Below are 19,266 nucleotides of genomic sequence, written 5' to 3'. Positions count from 1 at the left end.
CGAGCGCGATATGATTATGAGGTCCGAAAACGGCCGGGCGGGCTGCCCGTATGGCGGCTGAAGGCGGTGCTGAAGGTGCTTGCGGAGCTGTAGCCGATCGTCTCGGCGATCTCGTCCAGCGTGTGGCCGCCATGGCGAAGCAGGTCCCTGGCAAGGCTCATGCGCCATCCGGCGAGATATTCCATCGGCCGGGTCCCGAGCATGCGGGCGAAACGATCGAAGAAGGCCGAACGGGACATGCCGGCGATGCGGGCAAGGTCCGGCACGGTCCAGGCGCGACCGACATCGCCATGCATGGCCCTGAGCGCCGCCGCGATCCGGGGATCGGCAAGGCCCCTGAGCAGGCCGGGCAGCGTCCTTTCGGCCGGCACGGCCCGCAGCGCCTCGATCAGCAGGATCTCGACATAGCGCTCCAGAATGAGTTCGCGGCCGACCTCCTCCCCCGCAGCCTCCTCGCCCACGAGGCGGACGAGTTGCGCAAGTCTTGAGACCCCGCGGATATGGATCATGCGCGGCAGCAGCGCCACAAGGAGACCGGCGTCGGGCGACGCGAAGCTGAACCAGCCGCCGAACTGCCTGAGATCGGCCGGCCCCTCCTGCCGCCCATAACGCACCGCGCCATCAGGCAAGGGATCGGCTTTGGGGTCGATGAAGACCGGCTGCGCCGGCTCCATGCCGGACATGGTGAAGGCCGGGGTGGCGGACAGCAGCACGAAATCGCCCTCCTCGAGCACCACCGGGGCCTCGCCATCGACGGCCAGCCTGCAGCGCCCCTCGAGCACCGCGCAAAAACCCGGCTGGCCGAATTCGGCATAGCGCACAGCCCAGCGACCGGCGCCGCTGATGCCCTTTGAAAACACGGCGCCGGGCCGGAGAAGCCGGACAACATCGGAAAGGGGATCTGCCATAATGGACTATCGCAAATTAAAATAGGACTTTTGATTGATGATAATCCAGTTTATCCACGCTACATCGGTCTCGTCAACATCACACAGGAGATTGATATGAAAACCGTTCTGATTACCGGCAGTTCGTCCGGCTACGGGCTTGAGACCGCCCGCCATTTCCATGCCGAGGGCTGGACCGTGATCGCCACCATGCGCTCCCCCCGCCCGGACCTCTTTCCCGCCTCCGAACGCATCCGCCTTCTGCCGCTGGATGTCACCAGCGCCGACAGCATTGCCGCCGCGATCGCCGCCGCCGGCCCGATCGACGTTCTGGTCAACAATGCCGGCATCGGCGTCGTCGGCGCATTCGAGGCGACGCCGATGGCCCATATCCGCAAGGTGTTCGAGACCAACACCTTCGGCGTCATGGCGATGACCCAGGCGGTGATCCCCGCGATGCGCGCGCGCAAATCCGGCGTGATCGTCAACGTCACCTCCAGCGTAACGCTTGCCCCAATGCCGCTCGCCGCCGCCTATACCGCCAGCAAGCAGGCGATCGAGGGTTTTACGGGGTCGCTCGCCCATGAGCTCGGCGCTTTCGGGATCGGCGCGAAGCTTGTGGAACCCGGCTATGCCCCGACGACGCAATTTGCCGCCAATACCGATATCCCGGTCATGGATCTGATCCCCGAAACCTATGCGGACTATGCGGGTCCCGTTTTCGCCGGTTATGCCAACCCGCCACTGACGACGAAGGAAAGCGACGTTGCCGAGGCGGTCTGGCGGGCCGCACACGACACATCGGGCCGGTTGCGCTTTCCCGCCGGCGCGGATGCGGTGGCCCTGATGGAACAGGCATGAGGGCTCGCTCTCGTTTTTGTTCCCTTTTCATTCTCATCCGATCCGCTATATCATCCCTCCATGCAGGATGAATTTTCGACCATATTTCCGCTCCAGCGCGGCCGGGTGCATGACGCTTCCGGCCCCGGCGCCACGTTTTTTGCGGCAGCGCTTTCCGGCATGACCGGCGGCACGGTGCTGTGGATCAAGCCTTCGTGGTTTACCGAGGAGATCAATCCGGTGGCGCTCTCGGCATTTTTCGATCCGCGCGACATCATCCTCGCGCGCACCGCCGACCAGACGGAGACGCTGGCCGCCGCCGAGGAAGGCCTGCGCTCCGGCGCCGTCGGCCTCGTCGTCATGGAGATGGACAAGCCTATCGAGCTCACCCCCGGCCGCCGCCTGCAGCTTGCCGCCGAAAGCGGAAGGACGATCGGCCTTTCGCTCCATCCGGAAGGGGCCGGCAATCAGGCGGCGACCACGCGCTGGCTCTGCAAACCGATGTTTTCGGCTTCCGACTCGACTCTTCAGGCGTGGTCGATTATAAAGAACAAAACAGGAACAATTAACAGTTGGGCAGTTCGCTGGGATGAAACGGCGCGTCGTATCCATGTGGTTTCAAAGACTGCCGAGCGAGCGGGTTCTGAGGGCCCGCCCGGTTGATGGTCCGTTCGCCGTCACGCTGAGCGAGGGCAATCACGACCGGCTTTATTGCCTGAACCGGGACGCGGAGCGGCAAGGGCTGGAGCGCGGCATGGGGCTTGCGGATGCCCGCGCCTATGTGCCGGATCTCGTCACCCGGCCCGCCGACCTTGACGCCGACCGGCGGTTTCTCACCATGCTCGCCCGCTGGGCCACGCGCTACACGCCCCATGCCGGGCTCGACGGCGGGGATGGGCTGGTGCTCGATATCACCGGCGCATCCCACCTTTTCGGCGGCGAGGCGGCGATGCTCGAAGACATGAAGGCACGGCTTTCGCGCACCCGGCTTTCCGTGAATATCGGCATCGCCGACACGCGCGGTGCTGCCTGGGCGCTCTCGCATTTTGCCCCCGGCATTGCGCCTGCCGGCAAGACCTCAGCTGCGATTGGCCCGCTTTCGGTCGCCGCACTGCGTATCGACGAAAAGACCGCGACCGCGCTGAAACGCCTCGGCCTCAACACCATTGCCGACATGACGGCCCTGCCGCGCGCCACCCTTGCCCGCCGCTTCGACATGGCGCTGATCGAGCGGCTCGAGCAGGCCACGGGGACACGCGGCGAGGCCGTGTCGCCGCTTTCCGAGCCGCCGCATTACGGCGTGCGGATGACCTTCCCCGAGCCGATCGGCCTTGTCGATGACGTCATGGCCGCGCTTTCCCGCCTGCTGGACACGCTCTGCCTGCGGCTGAAGGCGAAGGAAGCGGGCGCGCGCGCCATCACCCTCGTCGTCGAGCGGGTCGACCAGAGCGATCAGCGCGTCACGCTCCGCCTTGCCCGCCCGATGCGCGATGCGTCCCGCATTCTCAGGCTTTTCGAGCGCCCCGTCAGCGAGATCGAGGCCGGGTTCGGCATCGAGCGGATCAGGCTTGAGGCCGGCGATGTGGAAAACCTGCCCGCCGAGCAGATCGGCGAAGGCGGGCTGGTCGAGGGCGAGGCGCTGGACGATCTCGTGACCCGTCTCGGCGCCCGCATCGGGCTCGACAACATCGTCCGCTTCCAGCCCGTCGCAAGCCATATCCCCGAACGCGGTTTCACCGACATCCCCGGCGCCTATGGAAGGGTGGAGGCCGAATGGCGCATGGACCATCCCCGCCCCTTGCGCATGTTCCTCCCCGAACCGGTGACGAGCGATGCCGCCCGCCGCCCGCCGTCGCGCTTTTCCTGGCGGCGCATGCGGCTCGAAACGGCGTCGAGCCGCGGGCCGGAGCGGATCGCGCCGGAATGGTGGAGGCCGGACGAGGCCTGGCGTTCGGGCCTGCGCGACTACTGGCGGGTCGACACCCGCCAAGGGTTGAGGCTGTGGATGTTCCACACCCCGCAGGCCCCCGGCTGGTTCGTGCATGGCCTGTTCGCGTGAGAGTGTCCGATGGATTATGCCGAGTTATGCGTCACCTCCAATTTCACCTTCCTCACCGGGGCATCGCATCCGGAGGAGATGGTGATCCGCGCCGCCGAACTGGACCTCGCCGCCATCGCCATCACCGACCGCAATTCGCTGGCGGGCGTGGTGCGCGCCTTCCGGGCGCTGAGGGAAATCAGGCGCAAGATCGAGAAGGATGCCGAGGCGCAATCGATAACGCTGACCGCCAACGAACATGTCGATCCCTCGTCGCGCCAGCCGGTCGGCGATGCCAAGGCCGTCCCGCTGCCGCCGATCCGTCGCCTGCCGCGCCTGATCGTCGGCTGCCGGCTGGTGCTTGCCGACAGCCCCGTCGATTTCGTGGCGCTGCCGAAGGACAAGCCCGCCTACCAGAAACTCGTGCGGCTCTTGAGCCTCGGCAAGCGGCGCGCGCAAAAGGGCGAATGCCTGCTTTATCTTCAGGACATGCTGGAATGGGCCGAGGGCTCCATCCTCATCGCGCTGCCGCGGGGCATGGAGAACAAGGCGGAGGCGACCGGGCATATCACACGGGCGCTCCGGCGTTTTCCCGGCCATGTGTTCACCGGCGCCGCCCCTCGCTATGACGGTTCCGACGCCGCATGGTTTGCCGCCCTGACGACCCTGTCGCACACGACCGGGGCGCCGATGGTCGCCGTCGGCGACGTGCTGATGCATCACGCGAGCCGCCGCCAGCTCGCCGATGTGCTGACCTGCATGCGCCACCACATCACCATCGACGCGATCGGCCACCTTGCGCTGCCGAATGCGGAGCGGCGGCTGAAACCGGCCACCGAAATGGCGGATATCTTCCGCAACCACCCCGCCGCCATCCGCCGCACGCTGGAGATCGCCGCGCGCCTCACCTTCGAGCTGACCGAGCTTTCCTACAATTATCCGGCCGAAGTCGCCCATGGCGAGGCGCCGCAGGCCCGGCTCGCGCGGCTCACCTGGGAGGGGCTCGGGAGGCGCAATCCCGAAGGCATTCCGGCGCGCCATCGAGAGCTTGCCGAAAAGGAACTGGCGCTGATCAATGAGCTCGGTTTCGCCGCCTATTTCCTCACCGTCCACGACATTATCGTGTTTGCCCGAAGCCGGGGCATCCTGTGCCAGGGCCGCGGTTCGGCGGCCAATTCCATCCTCTGCTATGCGCTGCGTATCACAGATGTCAGCCCGGACATGATCGGCATGGTGTTCGAGCGTTTCGTCTCCCGCCATCGCGGCGAGCCGCCGGATATCGACGTCGATTTCGAGCATGAGCGGCGCGAGGAGGTGATCCAGCACATCTACGAGACATATGGCCGCGAGCATGCCGGGCTCTGCGCCACCGTCATCCATTTCCGCTCGCGCGCGGCGATCCGCGAGGTCGGCAAGGTGATGGGGCTTTCGAACGACGTCACCGCAGCCCTTTCCGGCCAGATCTGGGGCATTTCCAGCAAGGGCGCGGAGCCCGGACGGCTGAAGGAGGTCGGCCTCGATCCTTCCGACCTCAGGCTCGGCCAGACCGTGCGCCTGATCGGCGAGATCATCGGCTTTCCCCGCCACCTGTCGCAGCATGTCGGCGGCTTCGTGATCACAAGCGACCGGCTGGACGAGCTCTGCCCCATCGAAAACGCCGCGATGGAAGACCGCACCGTGATCGAATGGGACAAGGACGATATCGACGCGCTGAACATCCTCAAGGTCGATGTGCTGAGCCTCGGCATGCTGACATGTCTGCAGAAATGCTTCGATCTGCTGACCAACCACTATAACCGCCCGCTGACCATCGCCGCGGTGCCGCAGGAGGATATGGCGACCTATGCCATGCTGCAAAAGGCCGATGCCATCGGCGTGTTCCAGGTGGAAAGCCGGGCACAGATGAATTTTCTGCCGCGCATGAAACCGGAAACATTCTACGACCTCGTCATCGAGGTCGCGATCGTGCGCCCCGGCCCGATCCAGGGCGGCATGGTGCAGCCCTATATCCGGCGGCGGCTCAAGCAGGAGAAGGTCACCTACCCTTCGAAGGCACTGGAAGGCGTGCTGAAAAAGACGCTCGGCGTGCCGCTGTTCCAGGAACAGGCGATGCTGATCGCCGTGGTCGCCGCCGGGTTTTCACCGGAGGATGCCGACCGGCTGCGGCGCTCGCTCGCGAGTTTCCGGCAGATGGGCACCATCGGCGAATTCGAGGAGCAGTTCGTCAACGGCATGCTCGGGAACGGCTATGAGCCCGATTTCGCCAAACGCTGCTTCGCCCAGATCAAAGGCTTTGCCGATTACGGCTTTCCCGAAAGCCATGCGGCGGCCTTCGCCATGCTCACCTATGTCTCGGCCTGGCTGAAATGCCACTATCCGGCGGCCTTCGCCTGCGCGCTCCTGAATTCCCAGCCGATGGGCTTCTACGCTCCGGCCCAGATCGTGCGCGATGCCCGCGAGCATCAGGTGGAGGTGCGACCGATCTCGGTCAACCGCAGCGCCTGGGACTGCACGCTGGAACGCCGCGCCGACGGCACTCAAGCGCTGCGCCTCGGCTTCCGCCAGATCAAGGGGCTGAAGAAGGAGGATGCCGAATGGCTGGAGCAAGCGCGCGGCAACGGCTATCAGGCGCCGGAGGACATCTGGCTGCGCGCCGGTCTCAAGCCGGCGGTGCTGGAGCGCCTCGCCGAGGCCGATGCCTTCGCCGACGCCGGGCTGTCACGCCGCGATGCCCTGTGGCGCGTCAAGGCGATCCGCGCGCCCAAACCGCTGCCGCTGTTTTCCGACCCGATCGACGGCGAGCATATCCGGGAACCCGATGTGACGCTTCCCATGATGAATCTCGGCGAGCAGGTGGTCGAGGATTATGTCGCGACCCGCATGAGCCTCAGAGCCCACCCGATGGAATTGCTGCGCCCGAAAATGCCCGGCCTGACGCTCCATTCAGACCTTGCCACGACCCCGCAAAGGCGCGTCAGCGTCTCCGGCCTCGTCATCACCCGCCAGCGCCCCGGCACCGCCTCCGGCGTGATCTTCCTGACGCTCGAGGACGAGACCGGCGTTTCCAACATCGTGGTCTGGAACAAGGTCTACGAGCGCTTCCGCCGCACGGTGATGGGCGGTCGCCTGCTGAAGGTCACCGGGCCGTTGCAGCGCGAGGGCATCATCGTCCATATCATCGCCGAGACCATCGAGGACTGCTCCTTTCGCCTCTCCGAACTCGGCCACCCGATGGACGACGCCATCGGCATCACCGACCCCAAGGCCGACGACACCCCGCGCCGCCCCAAACTCCAGCCAAGGGCGCACCACCCGCGCGAACAGGCCAAACGCCTGTTCCCGAGCCGGGATTTTCATTGAGTTTGCCCTCGAAATCGGGGATGCAGCAACGAGAGGACATGAGCTTGAAAACCCTTATCGCTTTCGCAGGCCTGCCCGGCACGGGCAAGAGCACCATCGCCAGGGCGCTTTCCATCAGGACAGGCGCCGTTTATCTCCGTGTCGACGAGATCGAGACCATCATGCTGGCGCATGACCGCGAACGGGTCATCGGATCGGAAAGCTATGAAATTCTCGCTGCACTCGCCACCTCCAATCTCGCGCTCGACCATCATGTGATCACCGATTGCGTGAACCCCTGGGCGCTCACGAGAGAGATGTTCGCCGCGGCAGCCGCGCGGGCCGATGCCCGCTTTCTCGGCGTCGAGATCATCTGCTCCGACCCCGCCATGCACCGTCTGCGCGTCGAAGGACGGCCGATCGATATTCCCGGCTGGAAGAAGCCCACATGGCAGGACGTGATCGAGCGTGACTATACGGGCTGGTCCATTGCCGATATCCGCATCGACACTGCCAGAAACAGCGTCGAACAGGCGGTTTCGGAAATCGCCTCAAGACTTTGAGAAAGCCGGCGACACCCGGTCGGAGGCGCGGGAGAGCGAAACGTCTCAATACATCGACGACTTGTAATCCGCCTCAAGCCCCGCATCGATCTTCTTCATCTCCTCCGGATCCTCGGGAGCGGCTTCGATCTGGTCGAGGATGATCTTTGCGAGCGACGGCATCTCGCTGCGGTCCTGACGGGAGGCCGGGTCCCAGAGCTTGGAGCGGCGGAAGGCCTTGGCGCAGTGCAGGAAAACCTCCTCGACATGAACGGCGATCGCGGTCAGCGGCAGGCGGTCTTTGACTGCCAGCAGTGCCAGAAGATCGGGGTCGCGGGTGATCACGGCCCGGCCATTGATCCGCAGCGTGTCATCAAAGCCCGGCACCATGAAGATCAGCCCCACCGAGGGGTTCGCCAGAATATTGGACTGGGTATCGAGCCGGTTGTTGCCGGGACGGTCGGGGATCAGCAGCGTCTTCTCATCGAGCACCCTGACGAAACCGCGCGGATCGCCGCGCGGGCTGACATCGGCCCGGCCATCGGCCGCCTGGGTGCCAATACAGAGAAACGGCGAGCGCGCGATGAAATCGATCGCATGCCTGTCGAGGCGGGTCAGGGATTTCCTCGCCGCAAGGTCATGGGTCGCTGGAAACAGGGTTCGCAGTTCCTGCTCGTCCCCGACCAGGAATTCCGGTTTCAATTCGCGCGCCATAGCCTCATCCTCCGTTCCGGTTCGGGCCATGGATGCCCCGTGAAAGCTTCATTGACAAGCAAAAACCGTTTCCGGTCGGGCAGCGGCCGGCATGTTGAGGAAGCCCAGTCCTCCAGTTCCGTCATGCCGGCCTCGAGCCGGCATCCAGGACCGCACGGGAGATCGCGCGACAGCGCCCCCCCGTGCAGAAAACGTTCATCCGAGCCGGTCGTGTGGCCCCGGATCAGGTCCGGGGTGACAGCGGCGGGTGAGGCGGTTGCCGGCACGGGAACGGCGTTCGTCAACGCTCTGGCGCCCGGTCAGGCTGCGGCCACCTTCGCCAGCGCCTCCAGCGCCTCGATGCAGGCGGCGGCCGATTCGCGGCCCTTGTTGTCCTCGTTGTCGTCCGAGCGTTCGAAGGCCTGGAAGGCGGTGTAGGTGGTGAGGATGCCGAAGGTCACCGGCACGCCGGTTTCCAGCGAGACCTGCATCAACCCGTGGACGGCGGCCTCCGAGATATATTCGAAATGGGCGGTCTCGCCCTTGATCACCGCGCCGATGGTGACGATGCCGTCGAACTTTCCGGTCGCAGCCAGTTTCTTCGCCACCAGCGGGATTTCGAAGGCGCCCGGCACGTCGAAAATATCGGCGTCGGCGACCGGCGCGCCGCGCTCAGTGAGTTCGGCCCTGGCGCCGTTCAGAAGGCCGGTGGTAACCTTTTCGTTGAAGCGGGAGATGACGATGGCGATGCGGTAGGACACGCTGTTTCCTTTCAGGGTAAAAAATACGTCAGAACAAGCAGACAGAAAATCAGATCGGCAGAAGGTGGCCGAATTTCTCGCGCTTGGCCGCAAGATAGGCTTCGTTGTGCGGGTTGGTGGCGGTGATCAGCGGCAGGCGCTTTTCAATCGTCAGTCCGCAGCGGGCAAGTGCGGCTGGCTTGTCGGGGTTGTTGGAAAGAAGCTGCAGCCGGGAAATGCCGAGGCTTTTGAGGATATGGGCGGCGGTATAATATTCGCGGGCATCGGCGGGCAGACCGAGCGCCAGATTGGCCGCATGGGTGTCGAGCCCCTGGTCCTGCAGGCCATAGGCGCGGATCTTGTTGGCAAGGCCGATGCCCCTGCCCTCCTGCCCGCGCAGATAGACCACCACCCCGCCCTTCTCGCCGATCATCGCCATGCTCTCGCGCAACTGATCGCCGCAATCGCAGCGCCGCGAGCCGAACACATCGCCGGTCAGGCATTCCGAATGCACCCGCACCAGCGGGCTTGCCGAAAGCGGCCCGTTGACCAGCGCCAGATGCTCCACGCCATCGATCCTGCTTCTGAAGGCGTGGACCTTGAACGCGCCGGGGCCGGTGGGCAGGTTTGCCGCCGCAACCGCGTCGACCAGGATTTCGGTGCGCATGCGGTATTCGGCAAGTTCGGCAATCGTCAAAAACGGTATGCCATGCTCCTTGGCAAAGGCCATGAGATCGTCGCGGCGCGCCATCTCGCCGTCATCGCGCATCACCTCGCAGATCACCGCCGCCGGATTAAGGCCGGCAAGGCGGGCGAGATCGACCGCCCCCTCGGTGTGGCCGTCGCGGACCAGAACACCGCCTTCGACAGCGCGCAGCGGAAACATGTGGCCGGGCGAGACGATATCGCCGGGTTTTGCCTCAGGATCGGCGGCGGCGGCAACCGTGCGGGCGCGTTCGGCCGCGGAAATACCGGTGGTGATCCCCTCCGCCGCCTCGATCGAGACGGTGAACGCTGTGGTATGGCGGGCGCGGTTATCGGCCACCATCGGCGGCAGGCCCAGACGATCGACCTGCGCGCCTGTCAGCGTCAGGCAGATCAGCCCGCGCGCATATTTCGCCATGAAATTGATGGCGGCGGCATTGGCGAATTCGGCGGCGACCACGACATCGCCCTCGTTTTCGCGGGTCTCGTCATCGACCAGCAGCACCATGCCGCCGGCGCGCATGGCTTCAAGCGCGCGCTCCACCGGTTCCATCGAGAAATCGCGTTCCATCTTCATTGTTCTTCTCCGGGCGCCTTCACGGCATCAAATTCGGGGTTGGCATGGGTGATCGCGACATGGTCGGGATTGCCCTTGGTGATCAGGACATGCTCATCGGCAAGGCCGGCATCGAGCACGGCGGCGGTAAGCGACGGTCCGGCCTCGACCAGCACTTCGAGCGCGCCTCGGGCACCCAGCAGGGCGAGCGCGTCGTCGAGGTCGGCGGGGCGCAGAACCGTGAAGCCGCGCGCGCGGGCGGCCTCGATATAGCCCGAAGGCACCCGCCGGCGGCGGTCCAGCAGTGCCAGAAAACGCTGCTTGCCGGGAAAATCGGCGACATGGCGCACCGTGAATTCCGGGTTGTCGGCAAGCACCGTGCCGGATCCGGTGAGGATCGCATCGGCGCGGCGGCGCAGCCTGTGGGCGAGAAGCAGCGAGGACCTCGCGGTGAAGGTCTTCCGTCCGGGCGGCGGCACCATGCCGCCAGCCTCATCGACCGCCTGCTTGACGGTGACCCAGGGCCGGCCGGTGCGGGCGTGTTTGGCAAAAGGCGCAATCAGCCGTCGGGCGGCTAGGCTTTCAGCACGGAGTTCCGGATGGTCGGCGGCAAGGACAATATCGAGCCCTGCGGCCTTGAGCCGCGCGGCGCCCCCGCCCCTGACCGCCGGATTGGGATCAGCGGCTGCGATGACCACGCGGCGCGCGGGGGTCGCGAGGATCGCATCCGAGCAAGGCGGGGTGCGGCCATGGTGATTGCATGGCTCGAGCGTTGCCACCACGGTGTGGATGCGGCCGGCGACGCCCAGCGCGCGGGCGCTGGCGATTGCAATAGCCTCGGCATGCGCTTCGCCGGCCATCATGTGAAAGCCCTCGGCCAGCACCGCGCCGTTTTCATCCAGCAGCACACAGCCGACCGGAGGATTTGGGGAGGTGGCGCCGGCGAAGCGCGCGGCACCGGCCAGCGCTTGCCGCAATGCGGTGCGCTCGGCGGCTGAAATCGTCATTTCCGGGGCGGTTGTCATGCCCTTGGCCTCGTTGTTGCAACAAGACGCAAGCAGGGCAAAAGCGAAAATAACGGCGTGAAATACCCCGCAAAAGGGTAGATTCCGCGCGTCGATCCGCCTTGTTCTCTTCCATCCGGACTCTAACCGTCGGCTCCGGAATTACACCGGATCTGCTGACCCTTCTTCGTCTTCTCGAAAAAGGCGCTCGCGGGCTGATGCTCCAAAGAGCAATTACCGCCGGTGGGGAATTTCACCCCGCCCTGAGAACGTCACCGGCCCAAACGAGCCAGCGACGCAAACTTAGGGGCGCGTTTGGAAAATAACAAGCCCGTTTTTGATTCCAGAGCCCACGGAACCGCGGACACAGTGTCAACGCAATGTCTATGCGCCGAGTTCGAACACGGGGATGAAGCCGCCATAGATCATGCGTTTGCCGTCAAAAGGCATCTTCATGTCGCCCATTTCCGGGTCCTGCATCATCTTTTCCCAGGCCGCGTTGCGCGCCGCCTTGTCCGGCCACACCACCCATGAAAACACCACGACTTCGTTTTCCGCGCGTTTGACCGCCATCGGGAACGATGTCACCTCGCCCTCCGGCACATCATCGCCCCAGCATTCGACGTAGTCGATCGCGCCCCATTTCCGGAACTTTTTTGCCGCATGTGCACACAAATCCACATAAGCCTTCTTGTTTTCTGCAGGCACAGCCACCAAAAACCCGTCTACATACGCCATCAAATCCTCCGATATCTTGACTTTGTCCGCTGCGGAACATACGTTGATATCAACATAAAGGCACGGATATGCGCGAAAGTCTACCCCTGTCGGTCACCCTGGAGGTTCGGGACAGGTGCCTTTGCCTTCATCTGCAGCGCGCAGCGCGGGCGGTGGGACGGTATTTCGACGAGGTGTTGAGGCCGCTGGGGCTTACCAACGGACAGTATTCGCTGCTGGTCTCGCTCAACCGGCCGGAACCGCCGCGCGTGGCCGAGGTTGCCCATGTGCTGGCGATGGACCGGACCACGCTGACGGCGAGCATAAAGCCGCTGGAGCGCCGCGGACTGATGACCTCGTTCCAGGACGACAAGGACAAGCGCATCCGGCGATTGAAGCTGACCGATGAAGGCCTCGACCTTCTCGAGCGCGCCGTGCCGGTCTGGCGGGAAACGCATGACCGGATCGACAAGGTGGTGGGTGAGGACATCGAGCGCCTGCGCGGAAACCTGCTGGCGCTGACCTTTGCCCTGCCCGACATCAACGACGACGTCAGCGATCCAGCGCCTTGAGAATGCCGCGCAGTTCCGCAAGCCCCTTCAGCCGGCCGATAGCCGGATAGCCGGGCTGGGCCTTGCGCGTCTGGTCATCGAGAATATCGAGGCCGTGATCGGGGCGGAAGGGAATATTGCAGTCGGCCCGTCCCGCCGCCTTGCGCCGCCGTTCCTCGGCGATCGCCGCCGCCATCAGCGCCACCATATCGGTATCGCCGCCGAGATGCTCGGATTCGTGGAACGACCCCTTGATGCCGGCAGTCTCGCGATGGACATTGCGCAGGTGCAGGAAATGCACCCGGTCGCCGAGCCGCTCCATCATCCCCGGCAGATCATTGTCGGGCCGTGCGCCAAGCGAACCTGAGCAGAGCGTGATGCCATTGGCGGGCAGATCGACGGCCTCCATCATGGTCTTGTAGTCGGCTTCCGTCGACATCACCCGCGGCAGGCCCAAAAGGCCGAAGGGCGGGTCATCGGGGTGGCAGCAGAGCCTGAGGCCGAGCTTTTCCGCAACCGGCGCAACCTCCTCCAGGAAATCGATGAAATGGGCCCGGAGCCCCTCGGCCGAGATCGACGCATATTCGGATAAATGCCGGCGGACATCCTCCAGCGTAAAGCTCTCGGCCGCACCCGGAAGGCCGAAGACGATATTCCGCGCAAGATCCGCCCTGCGCGCATCGTCCATTTCGAAAAAGCGGCGAGCGGCCTCCTCGCGCATATCCTCGTCGAAATCCTCGCAAGCCCCGGGGCGCTCCAGGATATGGATGTCGAAAGCCGCGAAATCGGCGTAGTCGAAGCGCATGCAGGTGGCGCCGGTCCTCAGCCGATAGGCGAGATCGGTGCGGGTCCAGTCCAGCACCGGCATGAAGTTATAGCAGATCGTGTCGATCCCGGCCCCGGCCAGGTGCTCCATGCTGATCTTGTAGTTGTCGATATGGCGGCGCCAGTCGCCCTTCTGCTTCTTGATGTCCTCTGAAACCGGCAGGCTTTCGACCACTTCCCATTCGAGATCGGACAACTCGCCGTCGCGCATCCGGGAAAGTTCGTTCTGGCGCTTCTCGATCTCGGACGGCGTCCAGACCTCGCCCGTCGGCACATGGTGAAGCGCCGTGACCACACCTTCGACGCCCGCCTGCAGCATGTCGTCGATCGACACGCGATCCAAAGGTCCGAACCAGCGCCATGTCTGCCGCATTTTCTCACTCCCGAAGCATTTTTTTTTCATTTCATTAGAGCGCCGTGCGTCCCTTCGGACGCACAAGGGACGCTCTAACTTATTAAATCTGCGCAGCCGGACGCAGGCGCGCAAGCACCCGAATGGCCACGCCACAGCCTTAGCATCGAAATCCACTGTTGACTAGTATGGAAGTATGGTGCACCTTGAAGATACAGGGAGGAGTGCAATGCTGCCAGAGACAGTGCAAACGATGATTGCGCCCGGCGCGCCGGTTGGCGCCCAGTTGCATGGCATTCTGCGTGAGCTCATTCTTCACAATGATTTGCCGCCCGGCTCCAGGCTTTCCGAGTCGGATATCGCTGCCCGCTTCGCCGTCAGCCGCCAGCCGGTGCGTGAGGCTTTCATCAAGCTTTCCGAGGAAGGTCTGCTGGAGATACGCCCGCAGCGCGGAACCTTCGTGCGTCGGATATCGCAGGCCGCCGTCATGGATGCCCGCTTCGTTCGAGAGGCGATCGAGGCCGACATCGTCAAGCTTCTGGCCGCAAAGCCCGATGCGGGGCTCATCGAGGAATTGCGGCTGCAGCTTGCAGAACAGCGCGAGGCGGCGCGCACCGACGCCACCCGTTTCATCAAGCTCGACGAACTGTTTCACAAGACGCTGGCTGACGCCGCCGGAAAGGCGCGGGCCTGGGCCCTGATCGAGGGGCTGAAAGTACAGATGGACCGGGTGCGCTATCTCAGCCTGCTGCGCTTTCCGATGGTCAAGCTGACCGCCCAGCATGAAGCCATCGTCGAGGCCATCGCCGCTGGCGATCAGGTGACGGCGGAAGCCGCCGCGCGCGGACATCTACGCGAAATCCTGAGCGACCTGCCGGCCATATTCGCTGAAAAACCCGAATTTTTCGAGGAGCCGGGACGCTAATCCCGGACGTTGCCACAGGGGCGAAGCCCCGCCGTTTCACATGGGAGGACGATATGAAATACATCGCCAATATAAAAAGCATCGCGCTTGCCGGCCTTGCCGCAAGCCTGATGGCGGGCACAGCACTTGCCGCCGACTACACGCTGAGCGTCAACACGGCGCTGGCCACCACCGACCCGCTCTACAAGGGCCTTGAAGCCTTCCGCGACAATGTCGCCGAGGCCTCCGACGGCGCGCTCGAAGTGCGCCTGTTCCCGAATTCGCAGCTCGGCCCCGATGAGGACGTGCTGGAGCAGGCCCGCGCCGGCGCACCGGTTGCCGTCGTGGTCGACGGCGGCCGCCTTGCCGTTTTCGTCAACGAATTCGGCGTGCTGGGCGCGCCCTACCTCGCCAATGGCTATGACGGCATCCGCAAGGTCGTCACCTCGGAGATGTTCGACGAATGGGCCGAAAAGCTTCATGATGATGCCGGCCTCGACGTCTTGAGCTTCAACTGGTGGCAGGGCGAGCGCCATCTTCTGACCAAGAAGGAAATCAAGGGGCCCGACGATCTCTCAGGCGTACGCATGCGCACCCCCGGCGCGCCGGTCTGGACCGGCACGATCGAGGCCATGGGCGCCACGCCGACGCCAATGCCCTGGGGCGAAGTCTATTCGGCGATCTCCTCCAACGTCATCGACGGCGCCGAAGCCCAGCTTCCCGCCGTCGTCGGCGCCAAGCTTGACGAGGTGATCACCAACATCACGCTGACCGGCCACATCAACCTGATCACCGGCCTGATCACCTCCGCCGGATGGGTCGATTCGCTGCCGGAAAACCTGCAGACGATCCTTCACGAGGAAGCGCTGAAGGCCGGGGACATCGCCTCCTACGGCACCAGGGACGCGCTGGCGAGCCTCGAACAGCAGTTGAAGGACAACGGCGTGATGGTTGAGGAAATCGACGTCACCCCGTTCAAGGAAAGAACGGCCGTCGTCTATGACAACCTCGGCTATGGCGACCTGCGCGACAAGCTTCAGGCAATCGCCGCGCAGTAAACCCGGCGGACCTGCCACAGCCCAGGTCGGCCGCGCCTCGCTCCAGAGGCGCGGCCGAACACCCTATCCGGCTTTCCCCGCGGGAAGTCCAAGGCAAACATGCCGGGGAGCGTTCCGCTCCGCGCGCCATATCGGGAGGGGCCACCATGCCCGGTTTCCTCGCAAAGATCGAATATGTCGCAGGCGCGATCCTGCTTGCGGTCATCACCTTTCTGGTGTTCATCGCCGCGACCATGCGCTTCTTCGGCCATCCGCTGATCTGGTCCGTCGATCTGGCGCAGCTTCTGTTCATCTGGCTCTGCTTCATAGGTGCGACCCGCGCCATGCGCGAGCGCGGGCATCTGGGCGTCGATTTTCTGGTCCGCCCGTTCCCGCATCGCTATCGGCTGGCGCTGGAAACGGCGCTGGCCGCCCTGTTCCTCGCCTTCCTGATGTTGCTTGCCTATGAGGGCTACAAGCTCACCATGCTCAACAAGGAGCGCCAGTTCGGCGATTCCGGCCTTTCCTATGCCTGGGTGACGATTGCCGTGCCCGCCGGCTGCGTGATGCTGTCGATCTCGATCCTCGGCAATCTCTGGCAGGCCTGGCGCAATGTGAAGGACCGGACGCTGGTGTTTACCCGCACCCCCACCTATGACGAGCCGGTTGTCCACGCCGGCGCGGCGGAGTAGACCGATGGCCCTGATCGGTATCGTGTTCTTCGCCCTGATGCTGCTTGGCGCACCGATTGCCTTCGCGATCGGGATATCGGGTTTCACCTTCTTTCTCACCTCCGACATTATGCCGGTGTCGATCGGCGTGCAGAAGATCGCGACCGTGTCGCAGAGCTTTCCGCTGCTGGCGGTGCCGTTTTTCGTGCTTGCGGGTCACCTGATGAACGAAAGCGGCATCACCGACCGGCTGTTCACCTTTTCAAAGGTTGCCGTCGGCTGGATGGCGGGCGGCCTGGCGCAGGTCTCGATCATCCTGTCGACGCTGATGGGCGGCGTCTCCGGCTCTGCCGTCGCCGATGCGGCGATGGAGGCGCGCGTGCTCGGCCCGCAGATGATCTCCAACGGCTACTCCAAGGGTTATTCCTCGGCCGTGATCGCGATGTCCTCGCTGATCACCGCGACCATTCCGCCTTCGATCGGCCTGATCCTCTACGGCTATGTCGGCCAGGTTTCGATCGGTCGGCTGTTCATGGCGGGCATCGTCCCCGGCATGCTGATGATGGCGTTCCTGATGGTCGCCGCCTGGCTCGTCGCCCGCAGGCGCAACTACGTGATGAGCGACATGAGGAAACCGACCCCGCGCGAACTCGGTCGCGCGGCCTGGGGCGCCAAATGGGCGCTGCTGTTTCCCGTGCTGCTGATCGGTTCGATCCGCGGCGGGCTGTTCACGCCCTCGGAAGTCGGCGCCTTCGCGGTGGTCTACGCGATCCTCGTCGGCGTCTTCGCCCACCGGGTGATGACCTTTGCGACGATCAAGCGCGCCTTCGGCCATGCGCTCTCGGATATCGGCCTGATCATGCTGATCATCCTGATGTCGGGCATGATCGGGTTCGCGATCATCTTCCTGCAGGTGCCGCAGAGCGTGGCAGGCTTCATGCTGGGAAGCCTCGCCAATCCGGTTCTGATCGTGACCGTCATCCTGATCGGCCTGTTCATTGCCGGCCTGTTCTTCGAAAGCACGATCCTGGTTCTGCTGCTGACGCCGATCCTCGTGCCGGTTGTCGTCAAGGCCGGCGTCGATCCGGTGCATTTCGGCATCCTGATGATGACGATTGTCACCTTCGGCAGCATGACGCCGCCGGTCGGCGTCGCGATGTTCACGGTCTGCAGCCTGCTCGACACCAAGATCGAGGATTACGTCAGGGAATCCTGGCCGTTCATCGCCGCGATCATGGCGCTGGTGGCGCTGCTTCTGTTCGTGCCGGGCATCGTGCTGTTCCTGCCCAACCTGATGTACGGATAGCCGGTTCACGCAGGTAGATACCCGTTTCAGCCTCGCCGCCGCCCGAGGAACAAATATCCCTGTGATCCCGAAGACAACTTGGAGATAGTTGAACAAGCCTCCCTTGATCGGTTTATTGCAGAACACACCAAAGCGCACCACATTCGGGACGTTTCAGCACGCCGGAGTGCAAACAACGGCAGGATGCCGCAAGGGATATCGTTTGATGAACAAATCGGGTGAACTGAGCCTGCTTCGCCGCTGGTTTCGCGGCCTGTCTCTGCGCGCCTGGCTGATCGTCGGCTTCATGATGGCGCTGCTGCCGGTCGCGACCCTTTCGGGCTTCTGGTATCTCGACTATCGCGACCAACTGCGCGAACCCTTCCGGCAGGTCCTTCACGTCCAGCACAACGTGTCGCTGGCGCTGGAGCGTATCCAGGGCAATCTCTGGGATATCGCCACCGACGTCAACGATTTCGCGCAAACCGGCGATGAAAGCTACCGCAATAATTTCGAGGCGGCGGAGCGCGAAATCGCCGCCAACCTGCGCAACCTGGAAATGATTACGGAGGCGTATCCCTCGTTCGATCCCGTGCTCGAGGGCGTGCGCCAGCAATGGGCGTTGCTGCTCGATGCCGCGTCAAACGTCAGGCCTCAACCCGGCACGGCCGATCAGTCGGTGATACGCTTTGAAAGCGTGATCGGCGAAACCGGCAAGCGCGTGGAAAGCCTTGCCGAGAGCATGCGCCTCCTGAATGAGGAGAGCCATCTGAAAGCGCTTGCCACGATGGAACGGCTCGACCGCTTTGCCGCGATTGCGGGCGTTCTGGCGTTGGTGTTTTCGGGGATCGGCATCGTCATCATCGACCAGGCGCTGATCCGCAGCACCGACAAACTTGTCGAGGGCGCGCTGTTGGTTGCCGGCGGCACGCGAAATCGCGAAATCGAGGTGCAGGTCCCGCCGGAACTTGCCTCCGTGGCGCAGGCCTTCAACACCATGCTCAAGCAGATCAACCAACAGGAAGAGGCCCTTGCCGCGGCCGCGCGCGCCGATGGTCTGACAGGCCTCTACAACCGCCGCGAGTTCGACCGGGCGCTCGACGAGGCCGTCGCCGTATCGAAGGAGAGCGGCGAGCCGTTCTCGTTGCTGATGATCGACGTCGACCATTTCAAGCAGTTCAACGATACCCATGGTCACCTCGCGGGCGATGACGCATTACGGCAGGTGGCCGAGACGATCGCAAGGGCCGCGCGCGCGAATGACCGGGCTTACCGCTATGGCGGCGAAGAGTTCGCGATGATCCTGCCGGGGCTCAGGACCTACGAGGCAACGGCGATCGCCGAGCGCTTGTGCAACACCATCGCCTCCCAGACGCTGATCCTTCCCGACGGACAGAAACAGACCCTGACCGTCAGTATCGGCATTTCCGTCTTCAGCCCACGGGTGTCGCCGCCCAATATCATCGAACTCGCCGACCGCGCGCTCTATGGCGCCAAGCTCGAGGGCCGAAACAAGGTGAAGGTCACCGGCTGAAAAGCGCGTCCGCAAGGAAGCGATGCTTCAGCCCTGATAGCCGCCG

The 19,266-nt window shown here is 64.1% G+C and carries 18 protein-coding genes and 1 riboswitch; of the genes, 11 read left to right on the top strand and 7 right to left on the bottom strand.

Translation table 11 applies throughout. The features are described from left to right. Positions 1–14: 14 nt before the first annotated feature. Positions 15–908 carry an AraC family transcriptional regulator gene (locus HQ843_RS12060; protein ID WP_180898089.1) on the bottom strand — a complete coding sequence of 298 codons (894 nt, stop codon included), beginning with the start codon at positions 906–908 and terminating at the stop codon, positions 15–17. A 96-nt stretch (positions 909–1,004) separates the two neighbouring features. Here HQ843_RS12060 and HQ843_RS12055 point away from each other — a divergent pair, with 96 nt between their 5' ends. The 5 genes from HQ843_RS12055 to HQ843_RS12035 all read left to right on the top strand — a co-directional run bounded on the left by HQ843_RS12055 (position 1,005) and on the right by HQ843_RS12035 (position 7,667). Next, a complete protein-coding gene (locus HQ843_RS12055) occupies positions 1,005–1,748 on the top strand; it encodes an SDR family oxidoreductase (protein WP_180898090.1) in 744 nt (247 codons plus the stop codon). Between the two features lie 159 nt (positions 1,749–1,907). Then, positions 1,908–2,390 carry an ImuA family protein gene (locus HQ843_RS12050; RefSeq protein ID WP_246710360.1) on the top strand — a complete coding sequence of 161 codons (483 nt, stop codon included), beginning with the start codon at positions 1,908–1,910 and terminating at the stop codon, positions 2,388–2,390. Continuing rightward, positions 2,338–3,786, top strand: a complete 1,449-nt coding sequence (locus tag HQ843_RS12045; protein WP_246710359.1) for a Y-family DNA polymerase — start codon at positions 2,338–2,340, stop codon at positions 3,784–3,786. The genes HQ843_RS12050 and HQ843_RS12045 overlap by 53 nt, the downstream gene beginning before the upstream one ends. Positions 3,787–3,795: 9 nt before the next feature. Then, a complete protein-coding gene (locus HQ843_RS12040; RefSeq protein ID WP_180898093.1) occupies positions 3,796–7,125 on the top strand; it encodes an error-prone DNA polymerase in 3,330 nt (1,109 codons plus the stop codon). Between the two features lie 38 nt (positions 7,126–7,163). Beyond that, positions 7,164–7,667: an AAA family ATPase gene (locus HQ843_RS12035; protein ID WP_180898094.1), complete on the top strand. Its 504-nt coding sequence runs from the start codon at positions 7,164–7,166 to the stop codon at positions 7,665–7,667. A 45-nt stretch (positions 7,668–7,712) separates the two neighbouring features. Here the strand turns inward: HQ843_RS12035 and HQ843_RS12030 are convergent, their stop codons facing one another. From HQ843_RS12030 to HQ843_RS12010, 5 genes are all read right to left on the bottom strand, one after another. Then, entirely contained in the window at positions 7,713–8,360 is a 648-nt protein-coding gene (locus HQ843_RS12030; protein ID WP_180898095.1) for a pyridoxamine 5'-phosphate oxidase family protein, read from the bottom strand. Positions 8,361–8,659: 299 nt separating this feature from the next. Continuing rightward, positions 8,660–9,100 carry a 6,7-dimethyl-8-ribityllumazine synthase gene (gene ribH / locus HQ843_RS12025; RefSeq protein WP_180898096.1) on the bottom strand — a complete coding sequence of 147 codons (441 nt, stop codon included), beginning with the start codon at positions 9,098–9,100 and terminating at the stop codon, positions 8,660–8,662. A 49-nt stretch (positions 9,101–9,149) separates the two neighbouring features. Beyond that, positions 9,150–10,361 carry a 3,4-dihydroxy-2-butanone-4-phosphate synthase gene (gene ribB / locus HQ843_RS12020; RefSeq protein WP_210275226.1) on the bottom strand — a complete coding sequence of 404 codons (1,212 nt, stop codon included), beginning with the start codon at positions 10,359–10,361 and terminating at the stop codon, positions 9,150–9,152. Next, on the bottom strand, positions 10,358–11,365 hold the full coding sequence (ribD, locus tag HQ843_RS12015) for a bifunctional diaminohydroxyphosphoribosylaminopyrimidine deaminase/5-amino-6-(5-phosphoribosylamino)uracil reductase RibD (protein WP_180898097.1): 1,008 nt from the start codon (positions 11,363–11,365) through the stop codon (positions 10,358–10,360). Before ribD ends, ribB begins: the two co-directional genes overlap by 4 nt. 99 nt (positions 11,366–11,464) lie before the next feature. After that, a riboswitch (FMN riboswitch) is annotated at positions 11,465–11,619 on the bottom strand. A 109-nt stretch (positions 11,620–11,728) separates the two neighbouring features. After that, positions 11,729–12,082 carry a DUF1428 domain-containing protein gene (locus HQ843_RS12010; RefSeq protein WP_180898098.1) on the bottom strand — a complete coding sequence of 118 codons (354 nt, stop codon included), beginning with the start codon at positions 12,080–12,082 and terminating at the stop codon, positions 11,729–11,731. A gap of 68 nt (positions 12,083–12,150) precedes the next feature. Here HQ843_RS12010 and HQ843_RS12005 point away from each other — a divergent pair, with 68 nt between their 5' ends. Further along, positions 12,151–12,633 (top strand): MarR family winged helix-turn-helix transcriptional regulator, encoded by a 483-nt coding sequence (locus tag HQ843_RS12005; RefSeq protein ID WP_180898099.1) that lies wholly within the window; start codon positions 12,151–12,153, stop codon positions 12,631–12,633. On the opposite strand, the gene uxuA is transcribed toward HQ843_RS12005, so the two are convergent. Beyond that, positions 12,614–13,810, bottom strand: a complete 1,197-nt coding sequence (uxuA, locus tag HQ843_RS12000) for a mannonate dehydratase (protein WP_180898100.1) — start codon at positions 13,808–13,810, stop codon at positions 12,614–12,616. The genes HQ843_RS12005 and uxuA overlap by 20 nt on opposite strands. 208 nt (positions 13,811–14,018) lie before the next feature. Between uxuA and HQ843_RS11995 the strand changes: the two genes are divergently transcribed. The 5 genes from HQ843_RS11995 to HQ843_RS11975 all read left to right on the top strand — a co-directional run bounded on the left by HQ843_RS11995 (position 14,019) and on the right by HQ843_RS11975 (position 19,220). After that, a complete protein-coding gene (locus HQ843_RS11995) occupies positions 14,019–14,714 on the top strand; it encodes a GntR family transcriptional regulator (protein ID WP_246710358.1) in 696 nt (231 codons plus the stop codon). Positions 14,715–14,767: 53 nt separating this feature from the next. Continuing rightward, entirely contained in the window at positions 14,768–15,751 is a 984-nt protein-coding gene (locus HQ843_RS11990; RefSeq protein WP_180898101.1) for a C4-dicarboxylate TRAP transporter substrate-binding protein, read from the top strand. A 146-nt stretch (positions 15,752–15,897) separates the two neighbouring features. Next, positions 15,898–16,422, top strand: coding sequence for a TRAP transporter small permease (locus HQ843_RS11985; RefSeq protein WP_180898102.1), 525 nt, complete (start codon positions 15,898–15,900; stop codon positions 16,420–16,422). A 4-nt stretch (positions 16,423–16,426) separates the two neighbouring features. Further along, on the top strand, positions 16,427–17,707 hold the full coding sequence (locus tag HQ843_RS11980) for a TRAP transporter large permease (protein WP_180898103.1): 1,281 nt from the start codon (positions 16,427–16,429) through the stop codon (positions 17,705–17,707). Positions 17,708–17,912: 205 nt separating this feature from the next. Beyond that, entirely contained in the window at positions 17,913–19,220 is a 1,308-nt protein-coding gene (locus HQ843_RS11975) for a diguanylate cyclase (RefSeq protein ID WP_180898104.1), read from the top strand. Positions 19,221–19,266 lie beyond the last annotated feature (46 nt).

This window comes from Martelella sp. NC20 (assembly GCF_013459645.1).
In the GTDB taxonomy this organism is placed as follows: Bacteria; Pseudomonadota; Alphaproteobacteria; order Rhizobiales; family Rhizobiaceae; genus Martelella.
The sequence above is the reverse complement of the archived record's forward strand: the minus strand, read 5'-3'. Positions and strand labels throughout refer to the sequence as shown.